Source organism: Pseudomonas sp. SC3(2021), assembly GCF_019856535.1.
GTDB lineage: Bacteria > Pseudomonadota > Gammaproteobacteria > Pseudomonadales > Pseudomonadaceae > Aquipseudomonas > Aquipseudomonas monsensis.
Map to the genome: position 1 here is coordinate 4,595,259 of NZ_CP082236.1, position 15,908 is coordinate 4,611,166.

The 15,908-nt window shown below is 58.6% G+C and carries 17 protein-coding genes, 1 tRNA gene and 2 pseudogenes; 11 read left to right on the forward strand and 9 right to left on the reverse strand.

The window, feature by feature from the left end:
* Positions 1-7 precede the first annotated feature (7 nt).
* Positions 8-1,030 (forward strand): GlxA family transcriptional regulator, encoded by a 1,023-nt coding sequence (locus K5Y35_RS20550; RefSeq protein WP_222832779.1) that lies wholly within the window; start codon positions 8-10, stop codon positions 1,028-1,030.
* 109 nt (positions 1,031-1,139) lie between these two features.
* Here K5Y35_RS20550 and K5Y35_RS20555 read toward each other — a convergent pair whose 3' ends face one another.
* A complete protein-coding gene (locus tag K5Y35_RS20555; protein WP_222832780.1) occupies positions 1,140-2,174 on the reverse strand; it encodes an alpha/beta fold hydrolase in 1,035 nt (344 codons plus the stop codon).
* 319 nt (positions 2,175-2,493) lie between these two features.
* On the opposite strand from K5Y35_RS20555, the gene K5Y35_RS20560 reads away from it, so the two are divergent.
* Positions 2,494-2,568, forward strand: a tRNA-Gln gene (locus K5Y35_RS20560).
* A 114-nt stretch (positions 2,569-2,682) separates the two neighbouring features.
* Here K5Y35_RS20560 and K5Y35_RS20565 read toward each other — a convergent pair.
* The 3 genes from K5Y35_RS20565 to gstA form a co-directional block, all read right to left on the reverse strand.
* Complete coding sequence (locus tag K5Y35_RS20565; protein WP_222832781.1) at positions 2,683-4,671, reverse strand: peptidase U32 family protein; 1,989 nt, start codon at positions 4,669-4,671, stop codon at positions 2,683-2,685.
* A 211-nt stretch (positions 4,672-4,882) separates the two neighbouring features.
* On the reverse strand, positions 4,883-5,263 hold the full coding sequence (locus K5Y35_RS20570; protein WP_123464338.1) for a RidA family protein: 381 nt from the start codon (positions 5,261-5,263) through the stop codon (positions 4,883-4,885).
* A gap of 70 nt (positions 5,264-5,333) precedes the next feature.
* A complete protein-coding gene (gene gstA, locus K5Y35_RS20575; RefSeq protein ID WP_222832782.1) occupies positions 5,334-5,945 on the reverse strand; it encodes a glutathione transferase GstA in 612 nt (203 codons plus the stop codon).
* A gap of 109 nt (positions 5,946-6,054) precedes the next feature.
* On the opposite strand from gstA, the gene K5Y35_RS20580 reads away from it, so the two are divergent.
* Positions 6,055-6,963 carry a transcriptional regulator GcvA gene (locus K5Y35_RS20580; RefSeq protein WP_222832783.1) on the forward strand — a complete coding sequence of 303 codons (909 nt, stop codon included), beginning with the start codon at positions 6,055-6,057 and terminating at the stop codon, positions 6,961-6,963.
* A gap of 124 nt (positions 6,964-7,087) precedes the next feature.
* Positions 7,088-7,501 (forward strand): cupin domain-containing protein, encoded by a 414-nt coding sequence (locus K5Y35_RS20585; protein WP_222832784.1) that lies wholly within the window; start codon positions 7,088-7,090, stop codon positions 7,499-7,501.
* 64 nt (positions 7,502-7,565) lie between these two features.
* Here K5Y35_RS20585 and K5Y35_RS20590 read toward each other — a convergent pair whose 3' ends face one another.
* Together K5Y35_RS20590 and K5Y35_RS20595 are read right to left on the reverse strand one after the other, a co-directional pair.
* Entirely contained in the window at positions 7,566-7,775 is a 210-nt protein-coding gene (locus K5Y35_RS20590) for a hypothetical protein (RefSeq protein WP_123464346.1), read from the reverse strand.
* A 221-nt stretch (positions 7,776-7,996) separates the two neighbouring features.
* Entirely contained in the window at positions 7,997-8,149 is a 153-nt protein-coding gene (locus tag K5Y35_RS20595) for a hypothetical protein (RefSeq protein WP_177490665.1), read from the reverse strand.
* Between the two features lie 333 nt (positions 8,150-8,482).
* Here K5Y35_RS20595 and K5Y35_RS20600 point away from each other — a divergent pair, with 333 nt between their 5' ends.
* From K5Y35_RS20600 to K5Y35_RS20610, 3 genes are all read left to right on the forward strand, one after another.
* On the forward strand, positions 8,483-8,722 hold the full coding sequence (locus K5Y35_RS20600) for a YceK/YidQ family lipoprotein (protein WP_123464348.1): 240 nt from the start codon (positions 8,483-8,485) through the stop codon (positions 8,720-8,722).
* Positions 8,719-8,859 carry a hypothetical protein gene (locus tag K5Y35_RS20605; protein ID WP_410055906.1) on the forward strand — a complete coding sequence of 47 codons (141 nt, stop codon included), beginning with the start codon at positions 8,719-8,721 and terminating at the stop codon, positions 8,857-8,859. Before K5Y35_RS20600 ends, K5Y35_RS20605 begins: the two co-directional genes overlap by 4 nt.
* A gap of 350 nt (positions 8,860-9,209) precedes the next feature.
* Entirely contained in the window at positions 9,210-11,336 is a 2,127-nt protein-coding gene (locus tag K5Y35_RS20610) for a TonB-dependent siderophore receptor (protein WP_186747958.1), read from the forward strand.
* Positions 11,337-11,403: 67 nt separating this feature from the next.
* Here the strand turns inward: K5Y35_RS20610 and K5Y35_RS20615 are convergent, their stop codons facing one another.
* Together K5Y35_RS20615 and K5Y35_RS27945 are read right to left on the reverse strand one after the other, a co-directional pair.
* A complete protein-coding gene (locus K5Y35_RS20615; protein WP_123464351.1) occupies positions 11,404-11,943 on the reverse strand; it encodes a GAF domain-containing protein in 540 nt (179 codons plus the stop codon).
* A 122-nt stretch (positions 11,944-12,065) separates the two neighbouring features.
* Positions 12,066-12,245, reverse strand: a pseudogene (locus K5Y35_RS27945) (hypothetical protein); the annotation flags it as partial.
* 78 nt (positions 12,246-12,323) lie between these two features.
* Between K5Y35_RS27945 and K5Y35_RS20620 the strand changes: the two are divergent.
* The 4 genes from K5Y35_RS20620 (at position 12,324) to K5Y35_RS20635 (ending at position 15,640) form a co-directional block, all read left to right on the forward strand.
* Complete coding sequence (locus K5Y35_RS20620) at positions 12,324-12,983, forward strand: carbonic anhydrase (protein ID WP_123464354.1); 660 nt, start codon at positions 12,324-12,326, stop codon at positions 12,981-12,983.
* Positions 12,984-13,227: 244 nt separating this feature from the next.
* Positions 13,228-14,760: a sensor domain-containing diguanylate cyclase gene (locus K5Y35_RS20625; RefSeq protein WP_261991206.1), complete on the forward strand. Its 1,533-nt coding sequence runs from the start codon at positions 13,228-13,230 to the stop codon at positions 14,758-14,760.
* Positions 14,761-15,010: 250 nt separating this feature from the next.
* Positions 15,011-15,184, forward strand: coding sequence for a hypothetical protein (locus tag K5Y35_RS28300; protein WP_410055907.1), 174 nt, complete (start codon positions 15,011-15,013; stop codon positions 15,182-15,184).
* A gap of 42 nt (positions 15,185-15,226) precedes the next feature.
* A complete protein-coding gene (locus K5Y35_RS20635; RefSeq protein WP_261991207.1) occupies positions 15,227-15,640 on the forward strand; it encodes a putative quinol monooxygenase in 414 nt (137 codons plus the stop codon).
* 31 nt (positions 15,641-15,671) lie between these two features.
* On the opposite strand, the pseudogene K5Y35_RS20640 reads toward K5Y35_RS20635, so the two are convergent.
* Positions 15,672-15,803 (reverse strand): annotated as a pseudogene (locus tag K5Y35_RS20640) (transposase); the annotation flags it as partial.
* Between the last annotated feature and the right edge of the window lie 105 nt (positions 15,804-15,908).

The following is a 15,908-nucleotide window of genomic DNA, read 5'->3' on the forward strand; positions in this document are numbered from 1 at the left end:
ATCACCAATGGGCCCGACCTTGATCGAACGACGCCAATTCAGCGGAGGCATGAAGGGGAAAAACCTCCGCTACCTGAATGAGCAATCCGCTGACACCCGCATGACCCGCACCGGTTTCCTGCTGCTCGAACACTTTTCATTGCCGGCCTTCACCCAGGCGCTGGACACGATTGTCACCAGTAACCTGTTGCGCCCTGGACTGTTTTCGTCCCGTACGTTCGGGCTGGGCGAGGGTGAAGTTGTCAGCGATCTGGGGCTGGTGATTCGCCCGGACGCGAAGATGGATCTGGCGGCGTTGCAAGACCTGGATCTGCTGGTGATTTGTGGCGGTTATCGTACCGAACTGCGGGCGAGCGAGGCATTCATCGGTTTGCTGAAAGTGGCGGCGGAACGCGGCATCACCCTGGCCGGGTTGTGGAACGGTTCGTGGTTTCTCGGCCGGGCCGGGTTGCTTGACGGTTATCGTTGTGCGATCCACCCGGAACATCGTCCGGCGCTGACCGAAATCGCCAAGTCCACCCACGTCAGCAGCGAACCCTACGTGATCGATCGCGACCGGCTCACCGCGTCGAGCCCGTCCGGAGCCTTCCACATGGCGCTGGACTGGATCAAAGGCCTGCACGGCAAGGCGTTGGTCGAGGGTGTCGAGGACATTCTGGCGTTCGAAGAGTCGCGCTATCGGCGGATCAAACCGGATGAAAACATCTGCGTCAGTGCGCCGTTGCGGGAAGTGGTCAAGCTGATGGACGCCAACCTCGAAGAGCCGCTGGAGCTGGAGCAACTGGCGGTGTACGCCGGCCGCTCCCGCCGCCAGTTGGAGCGCTTGTTCAAGGAACAACTGGGCACCACGCCGCAGCGTTATTACCTGGAACTGCGCATCACCGAAGCGCGGCGGTTGCTGCAGCACACTGAACTGTCGCAGGTGGAGGTGCTGGTGGCGTGCGGGTTTGTTTCACCGAGCCATTTCAGCAAGTGTTACAGCTCGTATTTCGGTTATCGGCCGTCGAAGGAAAAACGCCTCGTCAAATAACCGAAGCCGTTACTGACCTGAGTTCACCCCGATATCCCAAGGCGACGTGCTCTCCCAATCACCTGCGTCAGTTCCTTCTCCCTCCGGGAGAGGGCAAGGGTGAGTGGCTTTACAGGTGATCCGCATCAATCACAGCCTTGGCAAACGCCTGCGGAGCTTCCTGCGGCAAGTTGTGGCCAATCCCGCCCTTGATCAAACGGAACTGATACTTGCCGGTGAAGCGCTTGGCGTAATCCTCTGGCGCCGGATGCGGCGCGCCGTTGGCGTCGCCTTCAAGGGTGATGGTCGGTACCTTGATGGACGGCGCGGTGGCGAGTTTCTGCTCCAGTGCGGCGTATTTCGCTTCGCCCTGCACCAGGCCCAGCCGCCAACGGTAGTTGAACACGGTGATGTCGACGTGATCGGGGTTCTCCAGGGCCGTGGCGCTGCGGTCAAACGTGGCGTCGTCGAATTTCCACTGCGGCGAGGCCAGTTGCCAGATCAGTTTGGCGAAGTCGTGGGTGTTCTTTTCGTAGCCAGCGCGGCCACGGTCAGTGGCGAAGTAGAACTGATACCACCACTGCAATTCAGCCTTGGGCGGCAGCGGGTTTTGCCCGGCGGCCTGATTGCCGATCAGGTAGCCACTGACCGATACCAGCGCTTTCACGCGTTCCGGCCAAAGCGCCGCAACGATGTCCGCCGAACGTGCGCCCCAGTCATAACCACCGAGCACCGCTTGCTTGATCTGCAGCGCATCCATGAAGTCGATGACGTCACTGGCCAGCGCCGCCGGTTGGCCGTTGCGCAGGGTGTCTTTGGAGAGGAACTGCGTGTCGCCATAACCCCGCGCATACGGCATCAGCACCCGGTAGCCCTTGGCGGCCAGCAACGGCGCGACTTCATCGTAGCTGTGAATGTCGTAGGGCCAGCCGTGCAGCAGGATCACCACCGGGCCGTCGGCCGGGCCGGTTTCGGCGTAGGCCACGTCGAGCAGGCCGGCCTTCACGTGCTTGAGCGGGCCGAAGGGCGAGGGCGCTGAATAGCTGACGGCGGCTGGTTCGGTAGTGTATGCCTGGGCGGTGCCAAAGGCGCCGAACAACGACACAGCGAGCATCGACAAGCCCAGTGCCGTGGCGGTTTTGCGGGTGTGCGGTGCCATCTTCATGGTGACGTCTCCTTTGCGAGCCTTTGGCCAAGGGTTGCGATTCACCCCTTCAAACCTTGAGTGCATTTGAGCGCGGGGGCGTATCTGGCCTGTGTCGAAGAACGGCGTTGTTGAAAGGCGATGTGTCGCGGCGGGGGGCGTACACAGTGTGATACACGGCGCGAAACGGCCTGATCATTGGCCCGTATCTGGTCGAAAATAATAAGTCGCTGTTTTAAAACAAAAAATATTTCACATCAGGCTTCACAAACGAAATGAATGTTGGTAAATTGCGCCCCGTTCTCACAGCGAACCTCAACGAGGCGCTGGACAGAGCAGTAGGGGCGTCGCCAAGCGGTAAGGCAGCAGGTTTTGATCCTGCCATGCGTTGGTTCGAATCCAGCCGCCCCTGCCATATTCGAAAAAACGCCAACTTCGCAAGAAGTTGGCGTTTTTTTATGCCTGCGATTTGGTGTGTTCACAGAAGGGCGGGCGAGTACGGCGCCGTAGCACCGTACTCGCCAACCACTCAGTGCGGGGCGCGGGGGATGGTTTTCATCAGGTCTTCAGGGCTGATGTGGCCGACCACGCTGCCCGGTTGCGGCAGGTTGAGAATGTGGCCTTTCATCTTGCCGATGATGTGCATCTCGCACGGCTTGCAGTCGAATTTCAGCGTCAACACTTCATCGCCGTGAATCAGCTGCATCGGTGCCACCTTGGTGCGCACGCCGGTCACGCCTTTGGCCTGTTTCGGGCACAGGTTGAAGGAGAAGCGCAGGCAGTGCTTGGTGATCATCACCGGCACTTCGCCTGGCTCCTCATGCGCCTCGTACGCCGCGTCGATCAGCTTCACGCCGTGACGGTGGTAGAAGTCGCGGGCCTTCTGGTTGTAGACGTTGGCGAGGAAAGTCAGGTGCGAATCCGGGTACACCGGCGGCGGACTGGTTTCGGCCTTGCGGCGACCACGCGGGTGCGCAGCGACACGAGCGGCGGTCAGGGCTTCGATCACTTCACGGCGCAGGGATTTGAGCTGCGAGTTCGGGATGAAGAATGCCTGAGGCGCATCCAGTTTGATGTCGGTGGCATGGTATTGCGTGGTGCCGAGCTGGCCGAGCAGATCGCGCAGTTGCTCCAGCGCCTGCTCCGGTTTGTTGGCGACGCCGAACGGGCCGTTCAGGGTAACGCTGGCGCTGATGCCTTCCTCACTGGTGGCGGTCACTTCCAGTTGCTCTTCACGCAGACGTGCCATCCAGCTCAGGGCCACGCGACGCTCGGAGGAGGTTTTCTGCAGCGCCTGTTGCCAGTTGTGGTCGAGGTTGCGGTTCAACGGATGGTTCGGGCGCAGTTTGTACAGGCCTTCAGGCATCTCGTTCGGCTCGACGCGGTAGCGGTAGCGCTTCTCGCCGTCTTCCTCGAACTCGCCCTTGGCTTCGGCGATGTTGGCACGGAAACCCACCACTTCACGCTTGACCAGTACGTTGAGGCCGTCACCGTTGGACAGGGGCTCGTGGGTCACGACCTGCATGTCGCGTTTGCCGACTTTCTCGACGGTGCCCACCGGCAGGCCGGTGAAGGTCGGCGAGTCGAAGGCGCCGATGTCGATCTTGCGATCGGTGACGAAATAATCGGTGCTGCCACGGTGGAAGGTCTTTTCCGGGTCGGGCAGGAAGAAGTGCGCGGTGCGGCCGCTGGAGGCGCGGGCCAGGTCCGGGCGGTCTTCGAGCACGTCGTCGAGGCGCTGGCGGTAGTAGGCCGTGATGTTCTTCACATAGCCCATGTCCTTGTAGCGACCTTCGATCTTGAACGAGCGCACACCCGCTTCGACCAGCGCGCGGATGTTGGCGCTCTGGTTGTTGTCCTTCATCGACAGCAGGTGTTTTTCGTAAGCGATCACGCCACCCTTTTCGTCTTTGAGGGTGTACGGCAGACGGCAGGCCTGGGAGCAGTCGCCACGGTTGGCACTGCGCCCGGTCTGCGCGTGGGAAATGTTGCACTGGCCGGAGAACGCTACGCACAACGCGCCGTGGATAAAGAACTCGATGGCGGCGTCGGTTTCATCGGCGATGGCGCGGATTTCTTTCAGGTTCAGTTCGCGAGCCAGCACCAGTTGCGAGAAACCGGCCTGATCGAGGAACTTCGCCCGCTCCAGAGTGCGGATGTCGGTCTGGGTCGAGGCGTGCAGTTCGATCGGCGGGATGTCCAGCTCCATCACGCCCAGATCCTGAACGATCAGCGCGTCGACCCCGGCGTCGTACAACTGATGGATCAGCTTGCGCGCCGGCTCCAGTTCGTTGTCGTGCAGGATGGTGTTGATGGTGGTGAAGATGCGCGCGTGGTACTTGCGGGCGAATTCCACCAGTTCGGCGATTTCGCTGACTTCGTTGCAGGCGTTGTGGCGCGCGCCGAAACTCGGGCCGCCGATGTATACGGCGTCGGCGCCGTGCAGGATCGCCTCGCGGGCGATGGCTACATCGCGGGCAGGGCTGAGCAATTCCAGGTGATGCTTGGGCAAGGACATAGTTTTTTTAGTCAGGCTGTCACGGTTAGCCGCGCATTCTACCCGCGAAACGTGCGCCCGGCACGTCTGTGCTGCCCGATGGCAGCAGACACGGTGCCCGCCCCAGCGGGAGCGAGCCAGCTCGCGAAGGCGCCGGCACATTCAACCTCAACGGAGACTGAACTGAAGCGTGCGCGAGCAGGCTCGCTGCCACAGGGTTGGCGGGGGTGAATCAGGCCTTGGCGGCCATTGCGGTCACTTCCACGCGCATGCCTTCAACGGCCAGCGAGGCAACGCCGACTGCGGCACGCACCGGCCACGGTTTGGCGAAGAAACGCTTGTACACCTCGTTGAACGCGGCGCGGTCGGCCATGTCGGTGAGGTAGATGGTCAGGTGCATGACCCGGTCCATCGAGCTGCCGGCACGCTCCAGGGCGACTTTCAGCGCTTGCAGCGTGCATTCGCTCTGCTCGGTGATGCCGCCCAGTTCCAGGCTGCCATCGGCGCGGGTCGGAATCTGCGTGGAAACCATGATCCCGCCGAAGGTGGCGACGTCCGAGGAAATCGAGTCCGCATCCGGATCGGGCGTGAAGGTGATGTCTTGATTGGCCATGCTGATCTCTTGTTTGAGCGAATGAAGATCGCGCCAGTTTACAGCTTCAGCGTCGACATGGCCCGTTCGCTTACACCGGCTGCGTCGCCGCTTCCGCCGCCATGGCCGCCAGGACACTGGGACGAGCGGACACCCGGTGCACGTAGGCGGCAAGCGCTGGCCAGTCCGCCAGTTCGATATTGAAGTTCGGCAGCCACGTGAGCACGGTGAACAGGTAGGCATCGGCGACACCGAACGTGCCCATCAGGTAGTCCTGATCCATGAGTTTGCGGTTCAGGTAGTCCAGGCGCTTGAACAGTTTCTCCTTGAAAATCGCCTTGATCGTCGGCGGAATCCGCGCATCGAACAGCGGCGCACTGCCGCCATGGATTTCCGCGTTGATGAAACTCAGGTATTCCTGCAAACGCGTCCGCTCCCAGGTGCCCGGAGCGGGTGCCAGTTGGGTGGCGGGGACGCGATCAATAAGAAACTGCAAGATGGCCGGGCCTTCGGTCAACACCTCGCCGTTATCCAGCATCAGTGCAGCGACGTAGCCCTTGGGGTTGATCTCGCGAAAGTCACGGCCGTCAGCCGTGCGCTTGCTCTGATTGTTGACGCGAATCAGCTCGAAGGGCAGGCCCAGCTCTCGCAACACGATATGCGGGGACAACGAACAGGTCATGGGCGCGAAATACAGTTTCATGGCACTTCCAGTGGATGGGGAGGTGTCAGGATCCGTTGCGCGAGCAGGCTTTCGCAAAGGTCATTTGCAGTGCTAGCGTATGACAAAATCTCATGGGTATAGAATTGTCATGGTCGCCAGACAGCCTTCTCTCAATGGCTTGCGAGCCTTCGAGTGCGCCGCTCGGTATATGAGCTTTACCAAGGCCGCCGCAGAACTGCACGTTACGCAAACTGCCATCAGTCATCAGATTCGGCGTCTTGAAGACGAGCTGGGCGTGACCTTGTTTTTGCGGCTCAAGGAGGGGCTGGCGCTCACTGAAGAGGGGCAGGCCTATTTGCCCGGCATCCGTGCGGCGTTTCATGAATTGCGCCATGCGACGCAGGCATTGTTGGCGTCGCGTCAAAACACGGTGCTGACCATCAATACCCTGGTCTCCGTGGCCTCCAAATGGCTGCTGCCGCGCCTGCCGTCGTTCCAGCAGGCCAACCCCGATATAGATGTGCGAATCAGCGCCTCCACCGAACTGGTGGATTTTCGCCAGGGCGGCATTGATGCGGCCATTCGTTACGGGCGCGGCGACTGGAAAGGTTTGCGTGCGGATTTTCTTATGTCCGATGAGATTTTCCCGGTGTGCAGCCCGGCGTTGCTCAGCACCTCGAAAGGGCTGAACACGCCCGCAGATTTGCTTGATCACACTTTGCTGCAAGTCAGTGGCATGACCGCCGGAGACTGGAACCGCTGGCTGAGCGCAGCCGGTGAGTCAGCGACATTGGCTGAAGGGCCGCGGCTGACGTTCGACTTGGCGATGATGGCCGTGCAGGCCGCCGTTGACGGGCAGGGAGTGTGCATCGGGCGTTCGACCTATGTTGCCGATGATCTGCGGGCCGGGCGTCTGGTCGCGCCTTTTGCACTGCGCTTGAAGGATGAGTTGGGGTTCTATCTGGTGACGCCCCATGAAACTGCGGACTCGAAGAAAATCGTCGCCTTGAGGACATGGTTGATGGCGCAGCAGTACCCCGGCGAAATCTTTGTATAAGCCTGTATCAAACCCGATTCGGTATACACGGCGATAACAAACCCCAGGTTTGCGACACATCCGCCCTACAGGCCTGGCTCACAGTAGCGGTCAACCCCACCACTACGTTCGAGAGGGCAACATCATGCGCCGTCCACTGTTTCTGGCTACCGCTGCATTACTCGCGTCTTTGATCGGCACCGCACAAGCCGCTGACACCCAACCCAAGGCCTGGCAACAAGGCCTGAGTCGCACCGATCTGGTTCGTCAGGACCTTGGTGCAGCCGACCGTGAAGTGATACAGGCGCGGGTCGATTTCGAACCCGGCGTGACCTCACCGCGCCATGCGCATCCGGGCGTGGAAGTGGCGTATGTGATCAGCGGCACTTTTGAATACCAACTGGAGGGCAGGGCGCCCGTGACGCTGAAGGCCGGGGATTCGCTGTACATTCCAGAAGGCGTCGCGCACATCGCGCGCAATGCCGGTCAGGACAAGGGGTCGGAACTGGCGACGTATATCGTCAAGAAGGGCGAGCCGTTGTTGATACTCAAGCCCTGAACGAGGGCCAAGACGCAATACCTGCAGGCGCTGCGGCACATTGCGTCTACAGGACGTGGATCGGTCAATGAAGCGTCGCCACCCGGCGACTCTCGCCAATGCGGATTCTGTCGAGTGCCCGGTTCAATGCGTCCAGTGCGTCGAGCAGGGCCTGGGCTTCGGCTTCCCGACCTTGGCCCCAGAGGCGTTCGGCCATTGTGTTCAGGGCTTGAATGGAACGTTCGATGTCTGCGGCGGTGGTGGCCTCTTTGCTGGCCGGCGGTGTCTTCGGCATTCAGGCCTCCTCGTGTGACGTTTGACGGGTCAGGCCGTTGAGCTCTTCATCCGTTTCCGCCGCCTATTGCAGCATATCCTCAGGTGCTTTGCTGCAGTCATTGGCGAGGTCGTCGAGTCGGCGTCGCCTCAACTCCTTGCGGGCAACCCCATGAAATAAACAGGGACGAATCTCTTTTCCAGCAAAGTCATCCGTCCCTGGTTGCTCAGTGAATGAAAAAATTAATCCCGCTCAACCAGTTCGGTCGCCGAGCGTTCCTTGCGCCGCCGAAGCCAGCTGAACAACGCGTGTACCGGGTGGAGGAAGGCTGCAAGCACGCCCAGCAGCATGATGATGAAAATGACAATCAACGGGACGCTTTCGTGCGAGAACATGGTGGGGTACTCCTGTAGTCACTATGTCGGAACCCGCAGGTTAGACGCCTGGAATGCGGCTTGCGATGAACGTATGTTCATTTTCGGCGGCTTGAAGTGTGTTATCGCAGGCAGTGGCAAAACGGCCAATCCGCGCAGATGTAACGATCGGTTCGGCGGTCTTTGGTAGCGGGCTTGGCGGTTTTTCGATTCAGGATTGGTTGTGGTCGGCCGATATCAGCCACTCACGGGGATACGATGCCTGCACGCGAGGAGATCGGTCGATCACCTGAGTCGCGGTGATTCAGGCGTGCGTTTACCCATCGCGGTGCAGTGCAGTAATAAGGATGTTACGTGTTTCGCAAGTTGATAATGCTGGTGCTGATCGCCACGTTGAGTGGCTGCATGGCAACCGCCATGCGCATGGATTACGACAAACACCGATGCCCCTACATCGGCCTGCGGTTTGACTGGTGGCTGGTGGGCACCTCCAAAGGCAAGCTGATTCCGTTTTTACTGATCGATGCGCCGTTTTCGCTGGTGGTCGATACGGTGTTTTTTCCCTTCGAATATCAGTACAGCTGCAACCTTTGATTGTCCCGGATCTGCCGGCCTCGGTTCACGACATCCTGCAAGTGACGGCCCAGGCCAACGCCGATTGGCTCAAGGGCAACGCCACCCGCCTGCAGAATATGGATAGCCGACCGGTTCGCGAAACCGCCTGCTGCTGAATCTTCCCTCGGGCGCCCAGGCTCAACAATGTGAAGCACGCGATAGCAAGGCGTTTGATGAACATGTGCATGATGCGTCTCCTTGATTTTTCGACCCTTCGTATGAGGGTGTTGAATGTACGGAGCAGGGGCAGGAATGGATGCAACGCAGAGTAAAAAAATTAGACGAATGTTCACTTCAGCTGAAAGCAGTCAGTCGGATGTCACCCAAGACCCTGCGACATTCATGACTCTCCAGAAATGTGTGAATGGGAATAAGTGTTAATTGCGAATGGTTTTGTATAGCATGCGCGGGTGTTTTTGGCGGTTTCACTCCCTGCATTGGCCTATTCGTAAAGGTTTTCTTCTCCATGCGTCGAACCCTGCTTTCCATTTGTGTGCTGCAAGCCTTGTCGTCTGCCTCATGGGCTGAACAAACGGGGGCGTCACCCTCAACGCTCGAGCTGGACGCAACCGATGTGATCGGTACGGCGAATTACGAAAGGGCGGACGGCCCGGTGCAGGGTTATCGGGCGACGCGCTCGGCCAGCGCCACGCGTACCGACACGTCGATTCACGAAACCCCGCAATCGATCAGTGTGGTCTCCAGGGATGCGGTCGAGGATCTGGGCGCCACCCGGTTGCAGGACGCGCTGGACTACGCCGGGGGCGTGGGGCGGGCGAACAATTTTGGTGGCCAGGGCCTGACCACGTTTACCGTGCGTGGCTTCACCAGCGGCGAGTTCTATCGAAACGGTTTCCCGATCAACCGCGGCTACCCGAACATGCCGGATGCCAACACGATTGAACGCCTCGAAGTGCTCCGCGGCCCGGCCACCATGCTCTACGGTCGCGGTGATCCTGGCGGCACCTTCAACGTGGTTTCCAAACAGCCGTTGCCCGAACGCACCGTCACCCTGGGCAGCCAACTCAACGATCAAGGCATGAAGCGCGGCACGCTGGACGCTTCCGGTCCGCTCGACGAAGAAGGGCGCCTGGCCTATCGACTCAACGTCGTGGGCGAGGGCGGCGACACCTTCCGCGATCACGTCGAAACCGAGCGCTACGGCATCACGCCGGTGCTCACCTGGCAGGCAACCGACGCAACCAGGCTGATTTTCGAAGGCGATTTCATGCGAAACAACGCGCCGCTGGATCGCGGCGTTACCCGCTATGCGAAGCAGATCGGTACGGCCTCTCGCGACAGCTTTTTCGGCGAAAAAGACGTCGGCAAACTGCATAACGACAACAACATGGCGCAACTGCGTTTCGAGCACATGCTCAACGATGACTGGACCCTGGGTGGCGGTTTCCAGTGGCTCGATGGTTCGCTCAAGGGCAACGCAATCGAGGCCAACGGTATAGCCGATGACGGCCGCACCCTGGGGCGCAACTTCAACTATCGCAAGCTGGAGTGGACCGACAAGGATACCCAGCTCAACCTGACCGGCCACTTCGATACCGCTGGCTTGCAGCACACGTTGCTCACCGGTATCGAGTATGAGGATTACGACTACAAGTCGATCATTCAACGCTCCAGCGGCGCTGTCGGTGCGTACCCGATCGACATCTTCGATCCGGTGTACGGCCAGCCGCGTCCGGCACTCACCCGTACGCCGACTCACGACAAGGAAAACCTCAAGACGTATGCCGCGTTCGTGCAGGATCAGGTGGCATTGACCGACAAATTGAAAGTGCTGGCCGGCGCGCGTTTCGAGCGCTTTGAACATGATTACGAAACCTATGTGCCCGGCGGCAAGAGTTGGCAGGCGAGTGACAATGCGGTGACCCCGCGCATCGGCGTGACCTACGACTTGACCGAGACGTTGGCGGTCTATGCCGACACCGCGCGCTCCTTCAAACCGAACACCGGCGCCAGTCGCCAGGGCGGCGGGTTCGCGCCGGAGAAGGGCAAGTCCTACGAAATGGGGATCAAGTGGGAAGCACTGGATCAGCAGTTGAGTGTCGACGCGGCGGTCTATCAGATCGACAAACGTAACGTGTTGACCACCGACCCGGTGGACTCGACCTTCAGCGTTGCAGCCGGTGAGGTGCGCAGCCGTGGTTTCGACCTCAACGTCGCTGGCAACCTGACCCCCGAATGGCGGGTGATTGGCGGCTACGCCTATGTCGATGCGCAAGTGACCAAGGACAACGTGTTGCGCTCTGGCACGCGCTTGCTGAACATCCCGAAAAACAGCTTCAGCCTGCTGAATATGTATGAGTTCCAGGACGGCGCGCTCAAGGGCTTGGGCCTGGGCACCGGCCTCAAGTACGTCGACGAACGCGCCGGCCAAACCGCTAACACCGCGTTTTCGATGGGCAGTTACACCGTTGTCGACCTGCTCGGCTTCTACAAGGTCAATGATAAGGTGCGACTCAATCTTGACCTGAAAAACCTGTTTGATCGCGATTATGAAGAAGGCGCATTCGGCAACGTCTACGCTTATCCAGGCGCGCCGCGAACCGTGCAGGTCGGTATTTCCTACACCTTGTAGAAGGGGCGGGCACGAATCTCACATGCCAGAAAAGACACAGCCCTGAATCCTCAGGGCTGTGTCGTTGTTATTCCGTGGCAACTGAACCGTTCTTGCTGTAGCCGCTGCCGGCCTCGGTCAAGTTCGAGTAAAAGATGCAGCCGATCAGCCTCGCGAACAGGCCTAGCGTGTCCGCCAGGTCCGGGTCGTCGAATATCACTGCCCTGGAATCCAATGCACACAGCGCGCCCCAAAGTTGTCCATCGGGCAGGAAAACAGGCGCACCTGCGTAGCTTTCAATCAGGTATTGCTTTACCACAGGACGTGTCGAAAACCTGCCGTCTCGACTTATCTCCGGCACGAAAAGCACTTGGGGATCTCTTCGAAACTCACTGCAAAGGGTGGTCTCGAGTTCCAGTGTGTCGCCGGTGTTGATCCCAAGCTCGATCGGATCGTACGCGGAACAGACAATCCATTCCGTCTCCGTGAATTTTGCGATCGCTGCGAAGCGCGTTCCGGTCATCCGTGTGACGAGCTGCAGAATATTGGTCGTGGCTTCAATTTCAGCGATAGAGGCGCGTTCCTCCGCGCTTAGCAACGCTCTGTGAATAGTGTCACTGAGAGGCATGCATTTTTCTCCGGTAATGAATGATCGAACTGGCAGCTGCTAAACGCCTTTGAAACTGCCCGTTTGATTCCAGACAAAACGGATTCGTTCACTTGAATGGTTTCTGATTGCCAGCATCGTCGTTAACGAGAACTAAAGTCCTCGTTAAGGACGGGGCTTGGTCCATCCTGCTCTTTGCATTCAGATGTCTGCGAGGTTTCTCGCGCCCACTGCTCGGCAGTGGTGACTTGAATGGATTGCTGCTCGTTGAACGTGCCTGCCTTGGGCCAGGCCATGCCTCTGCCTTGTGCGAGCAACGTCTGCAATAATGACGACCACAGCGGTGCGATGGCATATCAAGTGCTCGTGCCGGTATTCGGCATTTGGTTCTGGAGGACTCCATGCGTGACATTATTGACGGCTTTCTGCGCTTTCAGCGCGAGGTTTATCCGCAACGCGTCGAGCTTTTCAAGCAGCTCGCGACGGCACAAAATCCGAAGGTGTTGTTCGTCACCTGCTCAGACAGTCGTGTTGTGCCCGAACTCCTTACGCAGCGCGAACCGGGCGAATTGTTCGTCATTCGCAACGCCGGCAACATCGTGCCGTCGTATGGTCCCGAACCTGGCGGTGTCTCGGCCACCGTTGAATATGCGGTTGCAGTGCTCGGGGTACAAGACATCGTAATCTGTGGCCACTCCGACTGTGGAGCGATGGGCGCGATTTCTCGCTGCACGTGTCTGGATCATCTTCCGGCGGTCGCTAACTGGTTACGCCACTCGGACGCCGCGAAAGCGATTAACGCGGCGCATGAGTTCGACACACCCCGCGCGAAGCTTGATGGGCTCGTTCGCGAAAACGTGATCGCGCAACTGGCGAACCTGCGTACGCATCCATCGGTGGCTCTCGCGCTGGAGCAGGGGCGCATGAATCTGCACGGTTGGGTCTACGACATTGAGGCGGGGTGCATCGACGCGCTCGATGGCGCAACGCGACGCTTCGTGTCACTTGCTGATTCGCCAACCACCGTTGCGATCACTGCGCGTAACGGCGGACCGATGTAATAGCCTGCAAGAAAGGCCGATAACAGCCTGTCGAGCGAGATCCAGAACAGCGTGTTGCACGGCTTCGCCATGCGCCAGTCTGGTCTCGCCTGAGCGCTGCCACCCTGGCTGGCCCATACCTGCCGGTCATAAATCCCTTGCTCTAACGCCTGATTCATAAAGATAACGACCAGCGTGCCGATACTCCAAAAGTACTCCAGGTCACTGCACACTGTTTTTGGCGATGAGCAAGGAACACCCGATCATGTCTACTCGTCAGAACGCACTCAAAGCATCCGACGTGGCCCTTTGCGCTTTGGTGTGCCTGGCTGGGGTGGCCGTCACGTTCCTGGTACTCGTTCTGTTCGTAGGGTCAGAGCAGCGTACCGTCAGCGTGGCTTTTCAACTGGAGGTCGACGAAAGATTCAGTCGCCTGCAAAGACGCTTTAATACTCAGGTCTTGAAACTGGACGTTGTGAGGCGTTTCTTTATCAACGCCGACGATGTCACTGAAAAGGAGTTTATGGGCTTCGTCACGCCTCTGGTGGAACAGGATGAAGCCTGTAGCTGGGTACCCAGGGTTCTCGAGAAAGATCTCCCGGCATTTCGCGCCAAGGCACTTCTCAACGGCACCAGTGATTTTTCATATCATGAAATCAACCCCGTGACCGGCGAACGAGTTCCCCTCACCAGCCGGCCGGAACACTGGATATTGCTCTACCTATTGAAGCGCGATGACGTAAAGATCATCCCCGGCATGGATGTTCTCTCGCGCCCGGGTCGCCAGGCCTTGATGAACAAGGCACGCGAAACACGTCAAATAGTGGTGTCGGAACCGTTGAAAATGACCAACGGCCAGTCGGGGATTTTCTTTGTCGCACCTGTCTTCCGGGAGTCCCCTGAGGCGCCATCGAACGATGATGATTTGCAGGGGTTCGTTGTCTCCACCGTACGCCTGGCTTCTTTGATGGAACAAGGCATTCCATTACCAAGTCTGCAACGACTGAACGTGACGCTTTCATTGATCGACACGCAGCATCAAGGGGAAACCATTTATCAGAGCTCGGCTCCTGCTGCTCCTTCAGCGCTGTACGAGCAACGGCTGCTGAAAGTAGCCGACCAGAATTACTTGATCCAGTTCAGGCCGAGCTCAACCTTTCTGGTCGCCAATAGTTACGCACTGTCCATCAGCCTGATTATCGTGTTCGGAGCAGGGTTGACGCTGCTGCTGACCTTGATGGTGTACTTGCTGATTACGCAGCGCGCCCGCGCGCTCTCGCTGGTAGATGAACGCACGCAAGACTTGCGTCTGTTGAACATTACCGATCACCTGACCGGAGTCTATAACCGCCGATACTTCGAAGAGTTGATGGAACGCCTGCTCATCGAGGCTAGCGCGCAATACCGCCCTCTGTCGCTGATCATGTTTGACGTCGACCACTTCAAACACATCAACGACCGCTGGGGCCATCAGTGTGGGGATGACGTTCTGAAGACGTTGTGCACACGAATACGTTCGGCAACACGCAAAACCGATCTGCTGTGCAGAACCGGCGGAGAAGAGTTCGCATTGATCTGCCCGGATACCGAACTGAACGATACAAGGCTGCTGGCAGAAAAGCTTCGAGCGCTGATCAGCACCCAACCCTTTGATGAAATTGGACAGGCAACGTGTAGCTTCGGCGTTGCGACGTGGATTCCATCAGAATCGTTTGACGCCTTCATTCGGCGTGCCGATACCGCGATGTACCGTGCAAAATCGAATGGTAGAGACCAAGTCCAGGTTGCCGATACGTAGCACTAGTCGGTCGTTCAAAACCTTTGAACACCACTGATTGCTGAAGTCATCAGGATCCGAAAATAACTCACCCGGTCGAAGGGGCGGACGCGTTGCTGCCCAAGCGGATCCGTTCATTGGCGAAGCACAGGCCGACGATGATCTGTGCTGCTCCCGCGTACGGGCTTTCGCCCGGTAGCTCGGAGCTTTTCTGCCTGCCGCCGAAGGCATGGGGCTGGCTTGGCTTCCCAACTGGTTGATTCGTGATCGAATGCAGCAGGGCACACTCATAGAGATATGGGTGGATCGGCCTAGAGCAGCCATGGAGTGCTACGTCGTCTGGCCCGCAGCTCAATATCAACCGCTTCGATCTCGCCTTGCGATAGACGTGCTTGTCTGCGAATTTGAGAAAATCCCGCAAGACGGATGCGCTAGCGATAGTTGAAAGACGACTGTTGCACAGACCATTGACCCAAGGAGATATCACATGACGAAAAACACAAATCGGCTTCTGGCGGCAGTAGTTGCCGTTGGCATGGGATCTGGCTTCGGAGCTGTTACGACGCAGGCCCAAGAGGCAACCACGACCGTCGTACGCATTGCAGAGTTGGAGATCGATCCGGCACACCTTGAAGCCTACAAGGTGGCGGTCAGGGAAGAGATGGATAAATCCATCCGCGTTGAACCCGGGGTGCTTGCCATCTACTCGGTTGCGGAGAAGGACAAGCCCAACAGTCTTCGTTTTCTCGAAATTTATGCGAGTGAGGAGGCCTATCGAGCACACATCGAATCACCGCACTTCAAGAAATATGTTGCGATAACGCAGCGCATGATCCTGGCGCGCAAGCTGATCGAGACCCAGCCTGTGCAACTCAGTGCTAAAGCGCGACAGCCTGATTGAAGACGAATGTCACCTCTATCTTGCGAAGGACCTTTACCCATGCAGTTGAATCACTGCGCATCACGCCGAGAAGAGCCGCTACATCAGCGACAGGCAGCTTCTTTTCGGTCACTTGATTGACTGCTTGGATTTTGAATTCTGCGGGGTAATGCGGGTTGCTTATGGCATCTCCTGATTGACCTCGGTTTGAGGCATGGAGGTGTCTACGAAACCTGGGGCGGTTCAAAAGGCATGCGTAAGTCGGTCGCCCACGTGGTCTGAGATGCAC